13 protein-coding genes, 1 tRNA gene and 1 other annotated feature are annotated in these 19,260 nt (G+C 42.5%); of the genes, 10 read left to right on the top strand and 4 right to left on the bottom strand.

Features of this window, described 5'->3' with window-relative positions; genetic code table 11:
• Positions 1 to 75 precede the first annotated feature (75 nt).
• Positions 76 to 351 carry a DUF6783 domain-containing protein gene (locus LI074_RS18130; RefSeq protein WP_416387320.1) on the top strand — a complete coding sequence of 92 codons (276 nt, stop codon included), beginning with the start codon at positions 76 to 78 and terminating at the stop codon, positions 349 to 351.
• Here LI074_RS18130 and arcC read toward each other — a convergent pair.
• The 4 genes from arcC to dpaL all read right to left on the bottom strand — a co-directional run bounded on the left by arcC (position 287) and on the right by dpaL (position 5,518).
• On the bottom strand, positions 287 to 1,231 hold the full coding sequence (gene arcC / locus LI074_RS06470) for a carbamate kinase (RefSeq protein WP_008703267.1): 945 nt from the start codon (positions 1,229 to 1,231) through the stop codon (positions 287 to 289). The two genes, LI074_RS18130 and arcC, sit on opposite strands and share 65 nt — an antisense overlap.
• Positions 1,232 to 1,432: 201 nt before the next feature.
• Entirely contained in the window at positions 1,433 to 2,626 is a 1,194-nt protein-coding gene (gene ygeW, locus LI074_RS06475; RefSeq protein WP_008703264.1) for a knotted carbamoyltransferase YgeW, read from the bottom strand.
• Positions 2,627 to 2,832: 206 nt separating this feature from the next.
• On the bottom strand, positions 2,833 to 4,143 hold the full coding sequence (locus LI074_RS06480; RefSeq protein ID WP_173697979.1) for a YgeY family selenium metabolism-linked hydrolase: 1,311 nt from the start codon (positions 4,141 to 4,143) through the stop codon (positions 2,833 to 2,835).
• Positions 4,144 to 4,288: 145 nt separating this feature from the next.
• The gene (gene dpaL / locus LI074_RS06485) at positions 4,289 to 5,518 is read right to left on the bottom strand and encodes a diaminopropionate ammonia-lyase (RefSeq protein ID WP_173697978.1); all 1,230 of its coding nucleotides are present in this window, start codon (positions 5,516 to 5,518) and stop codon (positions 4,289 to 4,291) included.
• A 258-nt stretch (positions 5,519 to 5,776) separates the two neighbouring features.
• Between dpaL and LI074_RS06490 the strand changes: the two genes are divergently transcribed.
• The 9 genes from LI074_RS06490 to thrC all read left to right on the top strand — a co-directional run bounded on the left by LI074_RS06490 (position 5,777) and on the right by thrC (position 19,204).
• On the top strand, positions 5,777 to 7,018 hold the full coding sequence (locus tag LI074_RS06490) for a DUF1015 domain-containing protein (protein ID WP_062807711.1): 1,242 nt from the start codon (positions 5,777 to 5,779) through the stop codon (positions 7,016 to 7,018).
• Positions 7,019 to 7,142: 124 nt separating this feature from the next.
• Positions 7,143 to 7,658, top strand: coding sequence for a DUF6674 family protein (locus tag LI074_RS06495; RefSeq protein ID WP_173697977.1), 516 nt, complete (start codon positions 7,143 to 7,145; stop codon positions 7,656 to 7,658).
• A gap of 164 nt (positions 7,659 to 7,822) precedes the next feature.
• Positions 7,823 to 7,896 (top strand) — tRNA-Pro (locus LI074_RS06500).
• Between the two features lie 88 nt (positions 7,897 to 7,984).
• Positions 7,985 to 8,248, top strand: a binding site (T-box leader).
• Between the two features lie 94 nt (positions 8,249 to 8,342).
• Positions 8,343 to 9,998, top strand: a complete 1,656-nt coding sequence (locus LI074_RS06505; RefSeq protein ID WP_020993933.1) for a 2-isopropylmalate synthase — start codon at positions 8,343 to 8,345, stop codon at positions 9,996 to 9,998.
• 405 nt (positions 9,999 to 10,403) lie between these two features.
• A complete protein-coding gene (pflB, locus tag LI074_RS06510) occupies positions 10,404 to 12,659 on the top strand; it encodes a formate C-acetyltransferase (RefSeq protein ID WP_055057724.1) in 2,256 nt (751 codons plus the stop codon).
• Between the two features lie 18 nt (positions 12,660 to 12,677).
• Positions 12,678 to 13,418, top strand: a complete 741-nt coding sequence (gene pflA, locus LI074_RS06515; RefSeq protein ID WP_173697976.1) for a pyruvate formate-lyase-activating protein — start codon at positions 12,678 to 12,680, stop codon at positions 13,416 to 13,418.
• A gap of 467 nt (positions 13,419 to 13,885) precedes the next feature.
• Complete coding sequence (locus tag LI074_RS06520; RefSeq protein ID WP_173697975.1) at positions 13,886 to 16,399, top strand: methyltransferase domain-containing protein; 2,514 nt, start codon at positions 13,886 to 13,888, stop codon at positions 16,397 to 16,399.
• Positions 16,400 to 16,593: 194 nt separating this feature from the next.
• Positions 16,594 to 17,430 (top strand): cell wall hydrolase, encoded by an 837-nt coding sequence (locus tag LI074_RS06525; RefSeq protein WP_243868788.1) that lies wholly within the window; start codon positions 16,594 to 16,596, stop codon positions 17,428 to 17,430.
• Positions 17,431 to 17,713: 283 nt separating this feature from the next.
• On the top strand, positions 17,714 to 19,204 hold the full coding sequence (thrC, locus tag LI074_RS06530; protein WP_022381416.1) for a threonine synthase: 1,491 nt from the start codon (positions 17,714 to 17,716) through the stop codon (positions 19,202 to 19,204).
• Positions 19,205 to 19,260: the final 56 nt, after the last annotated feature.

The following is a 19,260-nucleotide window of genomic DNA, read 5'->3' on the forward strand; positions in this document are numbered from 1 at the left end:
CAGACAAGTGAGTGGTATAGTTATTTCGAAAACGATGTACTAAAGTGTGTCTGAAAAATGCTTTCCGCAAGATGTATGTCAAAATATACCGAAAAGTGGGGCGTGCAGATTGCAGGAATGATTTTCCAGACACTCTGGTCCACTCATCACAAAAAAAGTTCCGGGCGAGGTCACCGGAACTTTTTTTGCGCAATTATTTTGCTATATGGCAGATATCCTGAATATGTGGCAGTTATATATATCAGTATTAAACAGCTGATATATAATAAGATATCTGCTGAACAGATTAAAGATGGATTTTGGTTCCGGTTTTTCCCTGGATACCGTCTTTGGCTTTCTGAAGTAAAGTGATCATGGCAGTTCTTCCTTCTTTGGAGCTTGCAAAATCAACGGCAGCCTGAACTTTCGGGAGCATGGAACCTGGGGCAAACTGTCCCTCATTAATATATTTCTTAGCGTCATCTACAGTAATGTCATCCAGCCATTCTTCGTTTTCCTTGCCGAAGTTTACAGCAACCTTCTCCACTGCTGTAAGAATGATAAGCATATCTGCATCCAGCTCTTTAGCCAGGAGACAGCTTGCATAATCCTTATCAATAACTGCTGATGCACCTTTGAGATGATGTCCGTTAAGAACAACGGGAATTCCGCCGCCACCGCAGCAGATAACGATTTTATTTGCATCCACAAGACTGTTGATCGCATCCTGTTCAACGATTTCAACAGGCTTTGGAGATGCAACTACACGACGATAACCACGCCCTGCGTCTTCTTTCATGATATGTCCATATGCCTTGGCCTGATGGTCTGCTTCCTCTTTTGTCAGGAATTTGCCGATCGGCTTGGATGGATTTTCAAAAGCAGGATCATTGGGATCTACACGAACCTGAGTGACAACAGTGACGACAGGTGTGCGGACAAATCCTCTGATTCGAAGTTCCTCTCTCAAAGCATTCTGCAGATCATATCCGATGTAAGCCTGACTCATGGCAACACAGACAGAGAGAGGAGTGTTTGGCTGATTCTCATCTTCTCTGGAGAGAGCAGACATGGCATTGTTGATCATGCCAACCTGTGGCCCGTTTCCATGTACAACAACAACCTGATGACCTTCTTCGATCAGATCACATAATGCTTTTGCAGTAGTTTTTACAGCTACCATCTGTTCCGGGAGAGTATTTCCCAGAGCGTTCCCACCGAGCGCAATAACGATTCTTTTTCTTGTAAACATTTGTAAAAACCTCCTGATTTTAAAGGCAAAGAGGGCCGCCGCAATAAAGATTGTGTGCTTTCTGCGACAGCCCCGCCTGCTATACAATATGATGAGTACTATTTTTCAATATATTTAAATTCTGAAACTGCTTTCAAAATTAAATATCTGTTTGAAAGCAGCTGGAATATTACTGCAATCCAACTGTTAATCTGCGCCTGATTATTTCAGGATTCTTGGAGCTGCTTTGACTTCAAGTTTCTTCAGGATATCCTGTGGATTTTCAAATTTGGAAAGCATGATCATAGCAGCGATGATGTATGGTTTGAAGCTTGCTTCTTTGTATAACGGGATTCTGTAACGATCGAATACAGAAGCGTCAACCTCACCTGTTTCGCAGCTTACACCTGTAATATCAGCCGGCAGGCAGTGCAGGTAAAGAGCTTTTCCGTCTTTTGTTGTTTTCATAAGTTCTTCTGTGCAGGCCCAGTCTTTGTGCTGTGCATTCTGTGCAAGAAGTTCTTTCTCTAATTTATCGATTCCGTCGAAGTCGCCTTCTGCATAAAGGTCTGTACGTTTTTCCATAGCTGCAAATGGAGCCCAGCTCTTTGGATATACGATATCAGCATCTTTGAAAGCTTCAGCCATATCGTTTGTCTTTGTGAAGGATCCGCCATTTTTCTCAGCATTCTTTTTGGCGATCTCTTCAACTTCCGGCATTACATCATATCCTTCCGGATGAGCAAGAACAACGTCCATGCCGAAACGTGTCATCAGACCGATAACGCCCTGCGGAACGGAGAGTGGTTTACCATAGGATGGAGAGTAAGCCCATGTCATAGCGATCTTTTTGCCTTTCAGATTCTCAACACCGCCGAATTCATGGATGATGTGGAGCATATCTGCCATACACTGTGTCGGATGGTCAACGTCGCACTGAAGGTTTACAAGAGTAGGTCTCTGCTCAAGGATACCGTCTTTGTTTCCTTCTGTAACAGCTTCCATGAATTCTTTCTGGTAAGCATGTCCTTTTCCGATGTACATATCATCACGGATACCGATCACATCAGCCATGAAAGATACCATGTTTGCTGTTTCGCGAACAGTTTCACCATGAGCGATCTGAGATTTCTTTTCATCAAGATCCTGTACTTCCAGACCAAGAAGGTTACATGCGGAAGCAAAAGAGAAACGTGTACGTGTGGAGTTATCGCGGAAGATAGAGATTCCAAGACCACTCTCGAATACTTTTGTGGAGATATTGTTCTCTCTCATGAAACGGAGAGCATCAGCAACTGTGAAAACAGCTTCCAGTTCATCATCTGTTTTGTCCCATGTCCAGAAGAAATCGTTGTTGTACATTTCTTTGAAGTTTAAGCTGTTTAATTTATCAATGTAATCCTGTAATGTTTTCATAAAATCAATACCTGCTATGCTTTGATAGCTTATCCTTTCCTGATATGAAATAATTGAATCTCTGCGTTTGTCAGAACACCGGTTATCCGGCTGTATCTGTTTATCTTGTGTCCCTGCCTGTTACAGCAGGGATTCTGTCCGGACACATATTAAGCCTTTAGGATGATAGGAAATCCGTCGCCTAAAAAAATTTGAAAATTTATTTATTATTTGCAGTATGCAGTTGGAAGAGCAGCGTATACAGCAGCGCATCTTACAAGGTCGATCTTCCATGTTTTTTCGTTCGGAGCATGAGCCTGTGCTTCTGCACCAGGTCCGAATCCGATACAAGGAATGCTGTTACGTCCCATGATTGTTACACCGTTAGTAGAGAATGTCCATTTGTCTGTAAGCGGACGAGCTTTTCTCATGCCTTCTGTCTCAGTATTTCCGAGACGCTCTTCGCCGTACAGTCCTTTATATGCTTCTTCCAGAGCCTGTGTTACTTTGTGATCTTTCGGGATTACCCATGTCGGGAAGTAGCACTCGATCGGATATACAAGGTCTGTATAGGACGGACGGTTGTATTCATACATGGATACTGTTACGTCGTCGCCATATTTCTGTACAGCCGGAAGAGCACGGATCTCATCCAGGCAGCTTTCCCATGTTTCGCCTGCTGTCATACGACGGTCAAGAGATACAGAGCAGGAGTCAGCTACTGCACAGCGGCTTGGGGATGTGAAGAAGATTTCGGAAGTAGTAACAGTACCACGTCCAAGGAAACGTGCTTCTTCCCATTCAGGGTTGTATTTCTCATCAAGCATTTTTACAAGACCTTTGATCTCTGTGGTATCAGCAGCATCATTTTCGTTTAATGCGCGGATATCCTGGAGAATATCAGCCATTTTGTAGATTGCATTGTCACCACGTTCCGGAGCGGAACCATGGCAGGAAACACCCTTTACATCTACACGGATTTCCATACGTCCACGCTGTCCTCTGTAGATACCGCCGTCTGTTGGTTCTGTGGAAACAACGAATTCAGGACGAACACCATCTTCATGGATGATGTACTGCCAGCAGAGACCGTCACAGTCTTCTTCCTGTACAGTACCTGTCACAAGTACCTGATATTTATCGTTTAAAAGACCAAGGTCTTTCATGATCTTAGCACCGTATACTGCAGAAACAATACCGCCCATCTGGTCAGATGTTCCACGTCCGCCGATTTCTTCATCAGATTCGAAACCTTCGTATGGATCAAATTCCCAGTTCTTGATATTACCGATACCGACTGTATCAATATGAGCGTCAAAACCAATGAGAGTTTTACCTGTTCCCATGTAGCCGAGGATATTGCCCATCGGATCGATCTGAACTTTGTCGAATCCGACTTTTTCCATTTCCTCTTTGATTCTCATGATATGTCCTTTTTCTCCGCAGCTTTCGCCAGGAATGCGAACCAGATCGCGAAGGAACTTAGTCATATCATCCTTATAACCCATTGCAGCTTCGTTAATTTTTGCGTAATCCATTTTTTTACCCTCCCAATATGTATAAAATATTATGATGTTAGGGTCAAAAGGTATTTTGCCCCTAATCTGATATCATATTATTAGTTACTGGTATATCATTTTCGAGATAACCATACCACTTACCTGTCTGTGTTCACCAAAAACATCATTTACTTAAAGATTCGTCTGTTCCGTATAATCCGTCCCATACGATCTCGCGATAGCGAACAGGATCAGTGTCACCTTCTGTGGAAATAACAAGTACTACGGAATTCTCATCCAGTTTCAGCGCTTCTTTTAAGTCTTTTGCATCTTCATCGTGAAGAGCAGTGAAGCAGAAACCAAGCGGAACGGAACCGGATTCACCGGAGACAACGTGTGGATCATCTCCCAGTGGATTAGCGTAAATACGTGTTGCCTTTGCGCTCATCCAGTCAGGACAGGATGCAAATACATCTACGTGATTTTTCAGGATATCCCATCCGATCGTATTTCCCTCACCACATGCAAGACCGGCCATAATTGTCTGAAGATCACCTGTAACATTTACCAGATTTCCTGTCTTTGCAACAGCGGAGCGGTACAGGCAGTCAGCAGCACTTGCTTCACAGACAGCCATAACCGGCGGGTTATCTTTATATTTATGAGCGAAATAACCGACTACGGCACCTGCTAAAGAACCAACACCGGCCTGAACAAATACATGTGTCGGACGTTCAACACCCATTTCTTTTAACTGCTGGTCAGCCTCAAGAACCAGTGTTCCGTATCCCTGCATGATCCAGGATGGAATTTCTTCATATCCGTCCCATGCGGTATCCTGAATGATGATACCATGTTCTGTTTTGGCAGCTTCTGCTGCAGCCATTCTTACGCAGTCATCATAGTTTACTTCTTCGATCGTAACAGTAGCACCTTCTTTGGCAATGTTATCGAAACGAGTCTTTGTTGTTCCCTTAGGCATTCTTACAACTGCTTTCTGTCCAAGGCGGTTAGCTGCCCATGCAACTCCACGTCCATGATTACCGTCTGTTGCAGTAAAGAATGTAGCCTGTCCGAATTCTTCTCTTAATTTATCAGAAGAGAGAACATTGTATGGCAGCTCGCTGATATCACGTCCAAGTTCTTTTGCGATATAGCGGCCCATTGCATAAGAACCTCCAAGTACTTTGAAAGCATTTAAGCCAAAGCGATAGGATTCATCCTTACAGAAAATATTTTTTACTCCTAAATATTTCGCAAGGGATGAAAGGTTCTGAAGAGGCGTCACACTGTACTGTGGGAAACTTCTGTGGAACTCATTTGCTTTCTTTACATTTTCTTCGGACATCAGTTCCAGGTGCTTATCATCTGATTTCGGAACCTCGTTTACAGTCCATTTTAATCCTTCTGTCATAAAATGACCTCCCTTAAAAATTATCATTTGGTTTCCTTAACTTGTGATTCTATCATACCATATATTTTAAAAATTGCAATAGAAAAATACAAAAATTTTTAGGTTTTTCAAAAAAAAATTAGGTTTTATAATTTGTACATTGATATAAGGATTTGGATATGATAAAATAATGAGTAATGTTCGTTTTATTTTTACAGGATAGACAGTAAAGTGGGTATAAAAGAGCAATACAAAAGATACAGAAGAGGAGAAAATATTATGGCAGTATTTCATGCATTCCGGGCACTTCGACCTACACCGGAAAAGGCTGCTGATGTGGCAGCACTTCCATATGATGTGGTAAACCGGGAAGAAGCAAAATCAATCGGAGATGAGAATCCCCTGTCCTTTCTTCATATTGACAGACCGGAAATGGATCTGGAACCTGAGACAGATCTGTATGATGATCGGGTTTATGAAAAAGCAAAAGAAAATCTTGACAATATGGAAGAAAAGGGAATTCTTGTTCAGGATCAGAAGGCCTGTTACTATATATATGAACTTGTAAGAAAAGGAAAGACACAGACCGGTATCGTAGGATGCAGTTCCATTGATGATTATATGAATGGTGTAGTGAAGAAACATGAGCTTACCAGAGAAGATAAGGAGCAGGACAGAATCCACCATGTAGATTCCTGTAATGCAAATACCGGTCCTATTTTTCTGGCATGCAGATATCCGGATTCTCTGCTTACACTGATGAATAACTGGAAAGATCATCATGAAGCAGCATATGATTTTACAGAAGAGGATCAGATCACACACAGAGTATGGGTGATTGATGAAGATGAGGTCATTTCTGAAATAAATAAGGAATTTGCAGGGATTGATTCTCTGTACATCGCAGATGGACATCACCGCGCAGCTTCCGCTGTAAAAGTAGGTTTAAAGAGAAGAGAACAGAATCCGGGATATACAGGGAAGGAAGAGTTTAATTATTTCCTGTCTGTTGTATTTCCCTATGACCAGCTCTGCATTCTTCCTTATAACAGGATTGTAAAAGATTTGAACGGCCTGACTGTAAAGGCATTTCTGGGCGCCCTGAAGTTCAACTTTGAACTGATGCTGATGCCGGGATTTCCATGCAAGCCTGTAGAGAAGCATTGTATGGGAATGTATGTGGACGGACAGTGGTATCACCTGAAAGCATGGCCGGATATCTATGAGAAGAAGGACGTGGTCGGACAGCTGGATGTATCCATTCTTCAGGAAAAAGTCCTCAGACCAGTCCTGGGAATCGAAGATCCGCGCACAGACCAGAGAATCTCCTTTGTGGGCGGAAGCCATAAGGCAGCAGAGCTGGCAGAGATTGCGGACAGAACCGGCGGTGTAGCCTTTGTCATGTACCCGACATCTATGGAAGACCTGATGAAGATTGCAGACGAGAACAAATTAATGCCTCCAAAATCCACCTGGTTTGAGCCAAAGCTTCGGAGTGGGCTGTTTATACATAAGTTATAATTTGCCGAAGATGTCTTATAAAAATATTATAATAATTTCGCTGTAGACTTTTTCTTCTTTCAATGGTACAATTGGTTCTATACAAAAGAGAACGAGACGTACTATAACGAAAGGAGGGAAGAATGTGGAAGATGCGGAATTGAGAAATATCCTTTTTTCTATACAGGGAAGCATTGCCGGTTTTCAAAATGATATGTCCGATGTAAAGAACGATATCGCAGATATGAAGACAGATATTGCAAACATGAAGACGGATATCACGAACATGAAGACGGATATCACGAACATGAAGACGGATATCACGAACATGAAGGCAGATATCACAAACATGAAGACAGATATCACAAACATGAAGACAGATATTGCGAACATGAAGACGGATATCACGAACATGAAGGCAGATATCACAAACATGAAGGCAGATATCACGAACATGAAATCAGATATTGTGCAACTCAGGGGAAGCGTAAAAACTATAGAACTTAAACTGGAAAATGAAATTGGCAGAAAAATATCTGCCCTATTTGATGCACGTATGGATGAGCTTCGCTATAGAAAGGAGAATAAGGAAACTCGAGAGAAAGTTTTTGAACTGGATATGCGTGTAGACAATTTGGAAAAGGCCATCATGCCAGCGTAACTGTAACAGATGATTGTAAGGCTTGTACATAGGAGAAACAGGAAGAAATTTTATAACATAAAAAAGTACATGAAATTTCTTCCTGCTAAATTTGTATAATTTTTGTAAATTTTTCAAAAAACAGTTGAAATCACAGAAATAATTTGTTATACTAACTTGCGTTACGGGGTATGGCGTAGCTTGGTAGCGCGCACGGCTGGGGGCCGTGAGGTCGCAGGTTCAAATCCTGTTGCCCCGACTGACATATGGTTAAATTGTTTGTAGTATATTTACAATGAATGATTCAGACGTATGTTCATTTCAAAAAAGCCAAATAAAGTTATAAGTAAAATGCAATGATAAGGAATAGTACACCCGGACCGGAGCACAGAGAACTGCTGTTTGCTGAGAAGCAGTGGAAGGAAATTGTGGAACTCGCCTTTGAGCAGCTGCCTGAAATTATACAAGAGTAGGTGCAGACGGTTTCCACCGTTATATGGAGAGGATATAAGAATACCGGATATCCGGAGATTCCGTATCCCATGAGTGTATGACATTGTTCATAAATAAGAGTGGTACCGCGTAAGATGATAATATCTTTCGTCTCTTGCAGATAAGTCTGTGGAGATGGAAGATTTTTTTATGTCTTTTTACAGTCAATCCCCACAGTCCAAACATAATATTTACATAACGGAGGAAGAAAAAATGATGAATCCAAGCAAATATCAGAGACAGTATTTTATGCCGCCTGTTAAATGCATGAAATGGGCAGAAAAAGAATATGTGGACAAAGCACCTGTCTGGTGTTCTGTAGACCTTCGTGACGGTAATCAGGCACTGGTGATTCCGATGAGTCTGGAACAGAAAATTGAATTCTTTAAACTTCTTGTAAAAATCGGTTTTAAAGAAATTGAAGTAGGTTTCCCGGCTGCTTCTGAAACAGAATATGAATTTCTGCGTACCCTGATCGAGCAGAATCTGATCCCACAGGATGTAACTATTCAGGTTCTGACTCAGGCCAGAGAGCATATCATCCGCAAAACTTTTGAAGCTGTCAAAGGCGCACCGAAGGCAATTGTACATGTGTACAATTCCACCTCTGTAGCTCAGAGAGAACAGGTATTTAAGAAATCCAAAGAAGAAATCTTAAAGATTGCAGTGGATGGTGCCGCATTATTAAAGAAACTGGCTGATGAAACAGAAGGAAATTTCCAGTTTGAGTACAGCCCTGAAAGCTTTACAGGCACAGAACCGGAATACGCTCTGGAAGTATGCAATGCAGTTCTTGATGTATGGCAGCCTACAGCAGATAACAAATGCATCATCAATCTGCCTGTAACTGTACAGCATTCCATGCCGCATGTATATGCAAGCCAGGTAGAATATATGTGTGAAAATCTGAAATACCGCGAGAATGTAATCGTATCTCTCCATCCGCACAATGACAGAGGATGCGGTGTTGCAGATTCTGAAATGGGATTACTTGCAGGTGCAGACAGAATCGAGGGTACTCTGTTCGGAAACGGTGAGCGTACCGGAAATGTAGATATTGTTACACTTGGCATGAATATGTATTCCCAGGGTGTAAATCCAAAACTTGACTTCTCTGATATGCCGCATATCTGTGAAATATATGAAGAATGTACCGGAATGAAAGTAGGCGAAAGAAGTCCGTACAGTGGTGCACTTGTATTTGCCGCATTTTCCGGCTCTCATCAGGATGCAATTGCCAAGGGTATGCACTGGAGAGATGACAAGGATCCGGATCACTGGAATGTTCCGTATCTTCCGATCGATCCGACAGATGTGGGAAGAAATTATGACGCAGATGTTATCCGCATCAACAGCCAGTCTGGTAAAGGTGGCGTGGGATATATCCTTGAGACCAAATTCGGTCTTAACCTTCCTCCGAAAATGCGTGAGGCAATGGGATATGCCACAAAAGCTGTTTCAGACCACAAACATAAAGAGCTTCATCCTGACGAAATTTTCAATCTGTTTAAACAGACCTTTGAGAATATCACAGAACCGTACAGTATCAATGAAGTACATTTCCAGCAGAAAGATGGTGGTATTGTAACAAAAGTTACCTCTACTTTCCGCGGAAAGACAATCACTACAGAGGCATCCGGTAACGGACGTCTTGATGCAGTCAGCAATGCATTGAAGAAGGCATATGAGCTGAAATATTCCCTGGAAACATATCAGGAGCATGCGCTGGAGCGCAGTTCAAGTTCCAAAGCTATTGCTTATGTCGGTATCAAAAAGCCGGATGGAACCCTTGCCTGGGGTGCAGGCGTAGACGCGGATATCATTCGCGCATCTATTGATGCACTTGTAACAGCGATCAATAACCGTTAGATTGTTCCGACACGCCCGATTTTTTCCTGCTGTTTTTTGACTTCTGCAGGTCAGACTAATATCCGCTTGGCAGGGAATAATATAGTTTACATAAAATATCAAAAATCAGATACCGGTCAGATTGTCCAGAGGACTTCCTGACCGGTATTTTTTTGTATTTATAAAAATACAAGAAAGTCTTAATGTACACGATAAAGTACAATAAAGAAGCAAACTCCGATGAAAAGCTATCAGAATTGTATTTAATTAAAATCATAAAGGAAATTAATTGACATAACACTCATGTTTACGTATACTGACTGCATGGGCAGAAAAGTGTCCTAAATAAGTACAATTTACATTTTATTATCTCACTCCAGGCCAGTGAGAGATGCGCGGAAATATTTTAGAGAAAGAGGTAAAAGAATGAAAAATTTCGAACAGTGGAATGGCTTTAAGGGCAACCGTTGGAAAGAAAAAATCGATGTACGTAACTTTATTGGAATGAACTATACACCATATGACGGTGATGCTTCTTTCCTGGAAGGACCTACAGAAGCTACAAACAAACTGTGGGGCAAGCTCCAGGCACTTCAGAAAGAAGAACGTGCCAAAGGCGGAGTTCTTGATATGGAGACAGAGGTAGTTACATCTCTGACAGCATATGGTCCCGGATATATTGATGAAGAAACAAAAGACCTTGAAAAAGTTGTTGGTCTTCAGACAGATAAACCTCTGAAACGTGCTTTCATGCCATACGGCGGTATCAAAATGGCAGAGCAGGCTTGTGAAACTTACGGATATAAAGTAAGTGACAAGATTAAAGATGTTTTCCACAACTATGAATTTAAAACTCACAACCAGGGTGTATTTGATATCTACACACCTGAGATGAAAGTAGCACGTCACAACAAGATCCTTACAGGTCTTCCGGATACTTACGGACGTGGACGTATCGTTGGCGATTACAGACGTGTGGCTCTGTACGGAATCGACGCTCTGATCGAAGGAAAACAGAAAGACTTCGCAGCATGCGACCGTCAGGGTATGAGACGTTATGACTTCCAGCTTCGTGAAGAGATCGCTGATCAGATCCGTGCTCTGAAAGGCATGAAAGTTATGGCTGAATCTTATGGATATGATATCTCCAAACCGGCCAAAGATGCAAGAGAAGCTTTCCAGTGGCTGTACTTCGGATATCTTGCAGCCATCAAAACCCAGAACGGTGCTGCAATGAGTGTCGGACGTATTTCCACATTCCTTGATATTTATATTGAAAGAGATCTTCAGAACGGAACTCTTACAGAGAAAGAAGCTCAGGAGCTTGTTGACCACATGGTAATGAAATTCCGTATGGTTAAATTTGCACGTATCCCTTCTTACAACCAGTTATTCTCCGGTGACCCGGTATGGGCAACTCTGGAAGTAGCAGGTATGGGACAGGACGGACGTTCCATGGTAACAAAGAACGACTATCGTTTCCTGCACACACTGGAAGATATGGGACCGGCTCCGGAACCAAACCTTACAGTACTTTATTCTTCAAGACTGCCTGAGAACTTCAAGAAATATGCTGCAAATATTTCTGTTACAACAAGTTCTGTTCAGTATGAGAATGATGATGTTATGCGTCCGGTATGGGGCGATGACTACAGCATCTGCTGCTGTGTATCTGCTACAGAGACAGGTAAAGAGATGCAGTTCTTCGGTGCTCGTGCAAACCTTGCAAAATGCCTTCTTTACGCGATCAACGGCGGTGTTGATGAGAAGACAAAACAGCAGGTAGGACCAAGCTATCAGCCGATCACTTCTGAATATCTTGACTATGATGAAGTAATCGCAAAATATGACCAGATGATGGACTGGCTGGCTCATCTGTATGTCGGAACACTGAACATGATCCACTACATGCATGATAAATACTACTATGAAGCTGCAGAGATGGCTCTGATCGATACAAAGGTTGAGCGTTCTTTCGCAACAGGTATCGCAGGATTCTCTCATGTAGTAGACTCCCTGTCCGCTATCAAATATGCAAAAGTTAAAGCTATCCGCGATGAAGACGGCATTACAACAGATTTCCAGGTTGAGGGTGACTTCCCACGTTATGGTAATGATGATGACAGAGCAGACGAGATCGCAACAACTCTTCTGTCTACATTCCTTGAGAAACTGAAACACATTCATACTTACCGTGATTCCAAGCCAACCACATCTATCCTTACTATTACTTCCAACGTTGTTTATGGTAAGGCTACAGGATCTCTTCCGGATGGAAGAAAAGCAGGTGAACCTCTTGCTCCTGGTGCAAACCCATCTTACGGTGCAGAGCAGAACGGCCTTCTTGCTTCCCTGAACTCTGTTGCCAAGCTTGACTATGAAGATGCTCTTGACGGTATCTCCAATACTCAGACAATCAATCCTGATGCTCTGGGACACAGCGATGACGAGCGTTCAGAGAATCTGGTACATGTACTTGACGGATACTTTGATCAGGGTGCTCATCACCTCAATGTAAACGTATTTGGTAAAGAGAAACTGATCGACGCTATGGAACATCCGGAAAAAGAAGAGTATGCAAACTTCACAATCCGTGTATCCGGATATGCTGTTAAGTTCATCGACCTTACAAGAGAGCAGCAGTTAGACGTTATTGCCAGAACCTGCCACGACAGAATGTAATTAATGGATGATGATATAATGGATAATAAACAGATAAAAGGCTATGTTCATTCTTTAGAAAGCTTCGGGTCCGTTGACGGACCCGGAGTAAGATATGTGATTTTTTTAAGCGGCTGTGCCATGAGATGTCAGTTCTGTCATAATCCGGATACCTGGAAGATGAAGCAGGGAGAGCTTTATACGGCAGATGAGCTTCTTAAGAAAGCTTTACGTTATAAGGGCTACTGGGGCAGCAAAGGCGGTATCACTGTAAGCGGTGGTGAGCCATTGCTTCAGATGGATTTTCTTACAGAATTTTTTAAGAAGGCAAAGGCAGAGGGTGTGCATACGAATCTTGATACCAGTGGAAATCCCTTCACTGATCAGGAACCATGGCATTCCGGGTTGCTGGAGCTTATGAAGTATACAGATCTTGTAATGCTTGATATCAAGCAGATTGACGAGCAGGAGCATATTAAGCTTACCGGTCATTCCAATAAGAATATTCTTGCGATGGCGCGGGAACTTTCTGATATGAAAAAACCTGTATGGATCCGTCATGTGCTTGTGCCGGGCGGAAGTGATAAGGATGAATATCTGCACCGGTTAGCTGATTTTATCCATACTCTTTCCAATGTGGAGAGAGTGGAGGTGCTCCCTTATCATACGCTTGGTAAGTTTAAATGGGAGAATCTGGGGCTTTCTTATCCACTGGAGGGGGTTAATCCTCCGACGCAGGAAAGGATTGATAATGCCCGGAAGATTCTTGGAGCTATCTGAGTAAAAATATATAGCTGTCATATCCTCTTTTTGGGGGTATGGCAGCTTTGTTTTTGGTTTAAAAAGGGGACGCGAAGCAGGCGTATAGTTGTACCGGATACGGTTTCGGCATCTAAGAGATTCTAAGCCCTCGAAAATCCGCTAAAAGCATGAGACGAAAAGTCCGGAATTACTCGCTGTCGCTCAGACAAGGGACTTTTCGTCTCATAACGCAGATTTCCGAGGACTAAGAATCTCTAAGATGCCTGCAAATGCATCCGGTACAACTATACGCCTGCTTCGCTGGTTTTGGTTAAGATATAAATACAAGGCGGAGTGTGAAAAAGTTTTAAGAAGGACTTTGTTTATGCAAAAATGAATTGAGATGTGAAATATATCCCCCGGGAGGGCTTGTTGGAAAGGAGAGGGATTTGATATAATTTTGGCTATATATGATTATAAATTGCGTGCATGGAGGTTGGCATAAGGTGAAGGATTTATTATCGGAGATTGAGAGTTACTGGACTACCCGGGCTGAGGGGTATTCTGAAGTTAATCATAAGGAATTGAATGGGATGCAGAAGGGGGCATGGCTTGAGGTGTTGAAAGGGCAGTTCCCGGAGAAAGCGAAGGATGAGATTAAGATTTTGGATATCGGAACAGGACCTGGATTTTTTCCTGTTATTCTGGCTGAGGCGGGATATAAGGTGACTGCTGTTGATTATACGCAGGAGATGTTGGATACCGCGAAGAGGAATGCCGGTAATCTTTGTGAGCGGATTTCTTTTTATAAGATGGATGCTCAGAATCTGGAATTTGAGGATGATGTGTTTGATGTTGTGATCAGCAGGAATCTGACATGGAATCTGAAGGATCCTAAGAGAGCTTATGAAGAGTGGTGTCGTGTACTGAAACCGGGCGGAAAGCTTCTTAATTTCGATGCAAACTGGTACGGTTATCTTTATGATGAGGAGAAACGCCTGTCTTATGAGGAAGACCGAAAGAGTGTGGAGAGTGAGCATCTGGATGATCATTACCTCTGTACGGATATTGACAGAATGGAGAAGATTGCACTGCAGATGCCTCTTTCTTCTATTAACAGACCGTCCTGGGACAGGAAGTTTCTGAAGGAGAACGGGTTTGAATCTGTGGCAGTGGATACCGGAATCTGGCAGCGGGTGTGGAGTCAGGAAGAGAAGCTGAATTATCATTCTACGCCGATGTTTATGATCAGCGCTGTGAAGGAAGAGAAAAACGTCTGGTCCGAGAATGATGGAATGGGTGATTCTGATAGCGGATATGACAGGAAAAGAGATTTGGAGGATGCCATGCTGTGTGCTGCTCCGGGTATGAAAAAGAGTGGATTTCTGAGACTGGGCGGAGGTGAGTTTTCGCTTCCTTATACAGTAATCTGCGGTTCTCATCCCGGAAAGACAGTTCTGATCACTGCTGCGGTCCACGGAGGAGAATATGTGGGAATCCAGGCTGCTGTTGAGCTTGCGGATAAGCTGAAACCGGAGAAGATCCATGGAAGAGTGATTTTGGTCAAGATTGTGTGCAGGAAGGAATTTGAGGAGAGGAGTGGCAGTGTCTGCCCGGAGGATGAGAAGAATCTGAATCGTGTATTTCCGGGGAATCCGCAGGGAACCAGGATGGACCGTCTGGCGTATGAGGTGGTTCAGAAGCTTCACAGTGCAGCAGATTATTATATTGATCTTCACAGCGGGGATGATTATGAGCAGCTTACGCCTTATATTTACTATGCCGGATGTGCAGATGAAGATGTGATTCAGATGTCAAGGAAGATGGCAGAGCAGGCAGATGTTCCCTATATGGTAAAGTCTAATGTGGCATCCGGTGGTTCTTACAATTATGCTGCCGCATGTGGCATTCCCAGTGTTCTGATCGAACGTGGCCAGATGGGAGGCTGGAGTCCGGAGGAGGTTCATTCTACAAGAAAAGATGTGCGTAATATTCTGTGTGCGCTGGGTGTTTACGATGGCATGAGAAGTTACAGTAATTATTATCCCATGGAAATTGAAGATGTGCGTTATCAGTCTGCCAGTGTATCCGGGCTGTGGTATCCTGCCAAAAAACCGGGAGATATCATTAAGGTTGGAGAGTATCTTGGCTGTGTTAAGGATTATGAGGGAAATATTCTGGAGACAAGTTTATCCGATTTAAATGGAGTGGTTCTATATCAGGCGGGAAGTCTTCAGGTTATTAAGGATGGTCCGATGATCGCATATGGCAGTTTCAGCAGAAGAAAGGATGAACGCAAGGAAAAGATCACAAATTACTGGGCGAAAAGAAGCGACAGTTTTATGGAACAGAGAAGAGCTGAGCTTCACAGTGATATGGCTGATAAATGGCTGAAAGAGATCGGAACTTTTCTTCCTAATGGAAAATTAAGGATCCTGGATGTGGGATGCGGTGCAGGCTTCTTTTCCATTCTTTTAGCAAAACTGGGACATGAAGTTACAGGAATCGATCTGACACCGGATATGATCATTCATTCCAGGGAACTGGCAAAAGAAGAGAACGCCTCCTGTACGTTTGAAGTAATGGATGCGGAAAATCCGGATTTTCCTGATGGTACCTTTGATGTGATCGTGTCCAGAAATCTTACCTGGACACTTCCGGATGCAGCAAGAGCATATAAAGAATGGATTCGTGTGCTGAAAACGGGAGGAATCCTGATCAACGCAGATGCCAATTATGGTGCAGATGATTTCTCAGATACTGCTGATCTGCCTGCCAATCATGCTCATTTTACAGTAGGCGATGCCATGATGCAGGAATGCGAGGAAATTAAACGCCAGCTTCCTATCAGTTCCTATGTACGCCCTGCCTGGGATCTGGAGACACTGGGAAAACTGGGTATCAACAGATTCTCCATTGATCTGGGTATCAGCAGCAGAATTTATACAAAGAAAGATGAGTTTTATAATCCAACCCCTATGTTCCTGATCTGCGGCGAAAAAAATAAATGTAATAATTGAGAAAAATGAAGCATATATTAAAGGGAGATTTCATTGATGGAACCTTCCTTTTTTCTTTTTTGCAAGCTAAAATGTTACAAAAATATGAAAAAAGCTTGACAAAATCAATTATATTAAATATAATTTTCTTATAAGTTACAGAAATGTTACAGCCATAAAAACCTGTAATTAAAAAAACTCAAGGAATGATAAGTATGAAAGTTCAGAAAAAAGAGTCAAAACAGTCCGGCAATCCGGCGCGGAGTCTGATACTGGTTACAGTGTGTACCTGTACGGCGATTGCGTTTGCAGCAGGCGGCAGAATAGCAGATTTTAATGGAAAAAACAAAGTATATGCAGCTTCTGAAAATAGGGAGAAAACTTTTTCCTCTGATACTGACGAAACAGATGTACTGCCAACAGGAATTGCAGGAGTAGTATCCGGAATGAATGATACAGCTTCTCCCAAAAAATCAGTCACACGTATCGGAACTTCCTGTGAACAGGTAATGGTCGGTCAGAGAATTAAAGTTATTGAAGATAATATGGCAGAATTCGATGTCAGCTCTTCTATGGAGAGCAGCATCAATGAGTTGGATGCAAGGACAGTGGCTCTTGCAGAGAGCGCCCGGATGATGTCGGATGAGGACTATGATACATTGCTTCATATTGTAGAGGCTGAAGCAGGTACTGAGGATGTCAAGGGACGCATTCTGGTTGCCAATGTGATCATGAACCGTATAAAGAATAAGGAATTTCCCGATACAGTCACAGAAGTGGTATGGCAGAATACCAATGGTGTTCCGCAGTTTTCACCGACTTATGACGGACGTATCAATGAAGTAACTGTTACAGATGAGACAAGAGAAGCCGTCAGACAGGCTCTTGAAGGTGTGGATTATTCAGAAGGAGCACTGTTTTTTATCCAGAAATCTGAAGCTGAAAGCCAGAATGTCTCCTGGTTTGAGAAAGATCTGAAAAGGCTGTTTAAATACGGCGTACATGAATTTTATACCTATCCGGATTCAGCAGAAAGTTCCACAGGATCGTAATAAACGATACTCTTCATATAACTCATTTAACAGGAGTGCGGTAATACTGCTCAAAATATGGACATATTCTTCGGGAACAAAAGAATATGTCCATATTTTTGATTTATAGTAATCAATCATAAAAAGACAGAAAAAAGAGAAATAATTTAGGATAGTATTTTGCTAAAGTATATGCTATAATGTGCTCAATTGGCGAAATGAATAACTGTAACTGTTCAGCGGTTTATTATTACTGCCAATATACTGAACAGTTACGAATAACTTTGGAAAGGCAGGAAATATCATGCAGGTATTATACAAAAGCACAAGAGGAAAAGAAGAAACCGTAACAGCTTCTATGGCTATTTTAAAGGGGCTTTCTGAGGATGGCGGCTTATTTGTGCCGACAGAGATTCCGAAGCTGGATGTCCCAATGGATGAGCTGGCAAAGATGAGCTATCAGGAGACAGCATATGAAGTAATGAAATGTTTCCTTACTGATTTTACAGAAGAAGAATTAAAGAACTGCATCAACAATGCCTATGATGAAAAATTTGATACAAAAGAGATTGCACCGCTTCATGAAGCAGACGGAGCTTATTTCCTTGAGCTGTATCATGGTGCGACCATTGCGTTTAAGGATATGGCATTATCAATTCTTCCACATCTTATGACTACAGCTGCTAAGAAGAATCAGGTAAAGAATGAGATTGTTATTCTTACCGCTACTTCCGGAGATACAGGTAAAGCGGCAATGGCCGGATTTGCAGATGTTCCGGGAACCAAGATCATCGTTTTCTATCCGAAACATGGTGTAAGTCCTATCCAGGAGAAACAGATGGTAACTCAGAAAGGCAACAATACATATGTTGTGGGAATTACCGGAAACTTTGACGATGCACAGACTGCCGTAAAGAAAATGTTCAATGATAAGGAACTGGAAGCAGAACTTGATGCTGCAGGATATCAGTTCTCATCTGCGAACTCTATCAATATCGGACGTCTGGTACCGCAGATCGTTTATTATGTATATGCATATGCATCACTTGTACGTCAGGGCAAGATCAAAGACGGTCAGGAGATCAATGTGGTAGTACCTACCGGAAACTTTGGAAATATCCTGGCTGCTTATTATGCAAAACAGATGGGACTTCCGGTTCACAAACTTATCTGTGCCTCCAATGATAACAAGGTTCTGTATGATTTCTTCCGCACAGGAACTTATGACAGAAAGCGTGACTTTATCCTTACAACCTCACCATCCATGGATATTCTGATCTCCAGCAATCTGGAACGTCTGATCTACCGTATCGCAGGCGGTGATGCAAAAAAATGTGCAGAGCTGATGCAGTCTCTTACTGCTGGCGGCGAGTATACCATCACAGAAGACATGAAGGCACAGCTTGCAGACTTCTATGGCAATTACTGTACAGAAGACGAAACAGCAAAAACAATCGCAGAAATCTTCAAAGACAGTCATTATGTGATAGATACCCATACTGCAGTTGCAGCAGGTGTTTATGACAAATATGTAAAAGATACCAATGATACCACACCAACTGTCATTGCATCCACAGCAAGCCCATATAAATTTACAAGAAGTGTAATGGAAGCACTTGGAGCAGATACAGACGGTAAGGATGATTTTGCACTGGCTGATGAACTGAGTGCGCTTTCCGGAGTGAAACTTCCACAGGCAGTTGAGACGATCCGCACAGCACCAGTGCTTCATAACCGGGTGGTAGATGCGCCGGATATGCCAAAGGCAGTAAAAGATATCCTTGGAATCCGATAATCGTTACTGTTCACTCCGTTCACAGTAACGTAGCCAAAATTCATTCCAGATTGCCT

Source organism: Blautia sp. MSK18_10 (genome assembly GCF_020553185.1).
GTDB lineage: Bacteria > Bacillota > Clostridia > Lachnospirales > Lachnospiraceae > Blautia_A > Blautia_A wexlerae.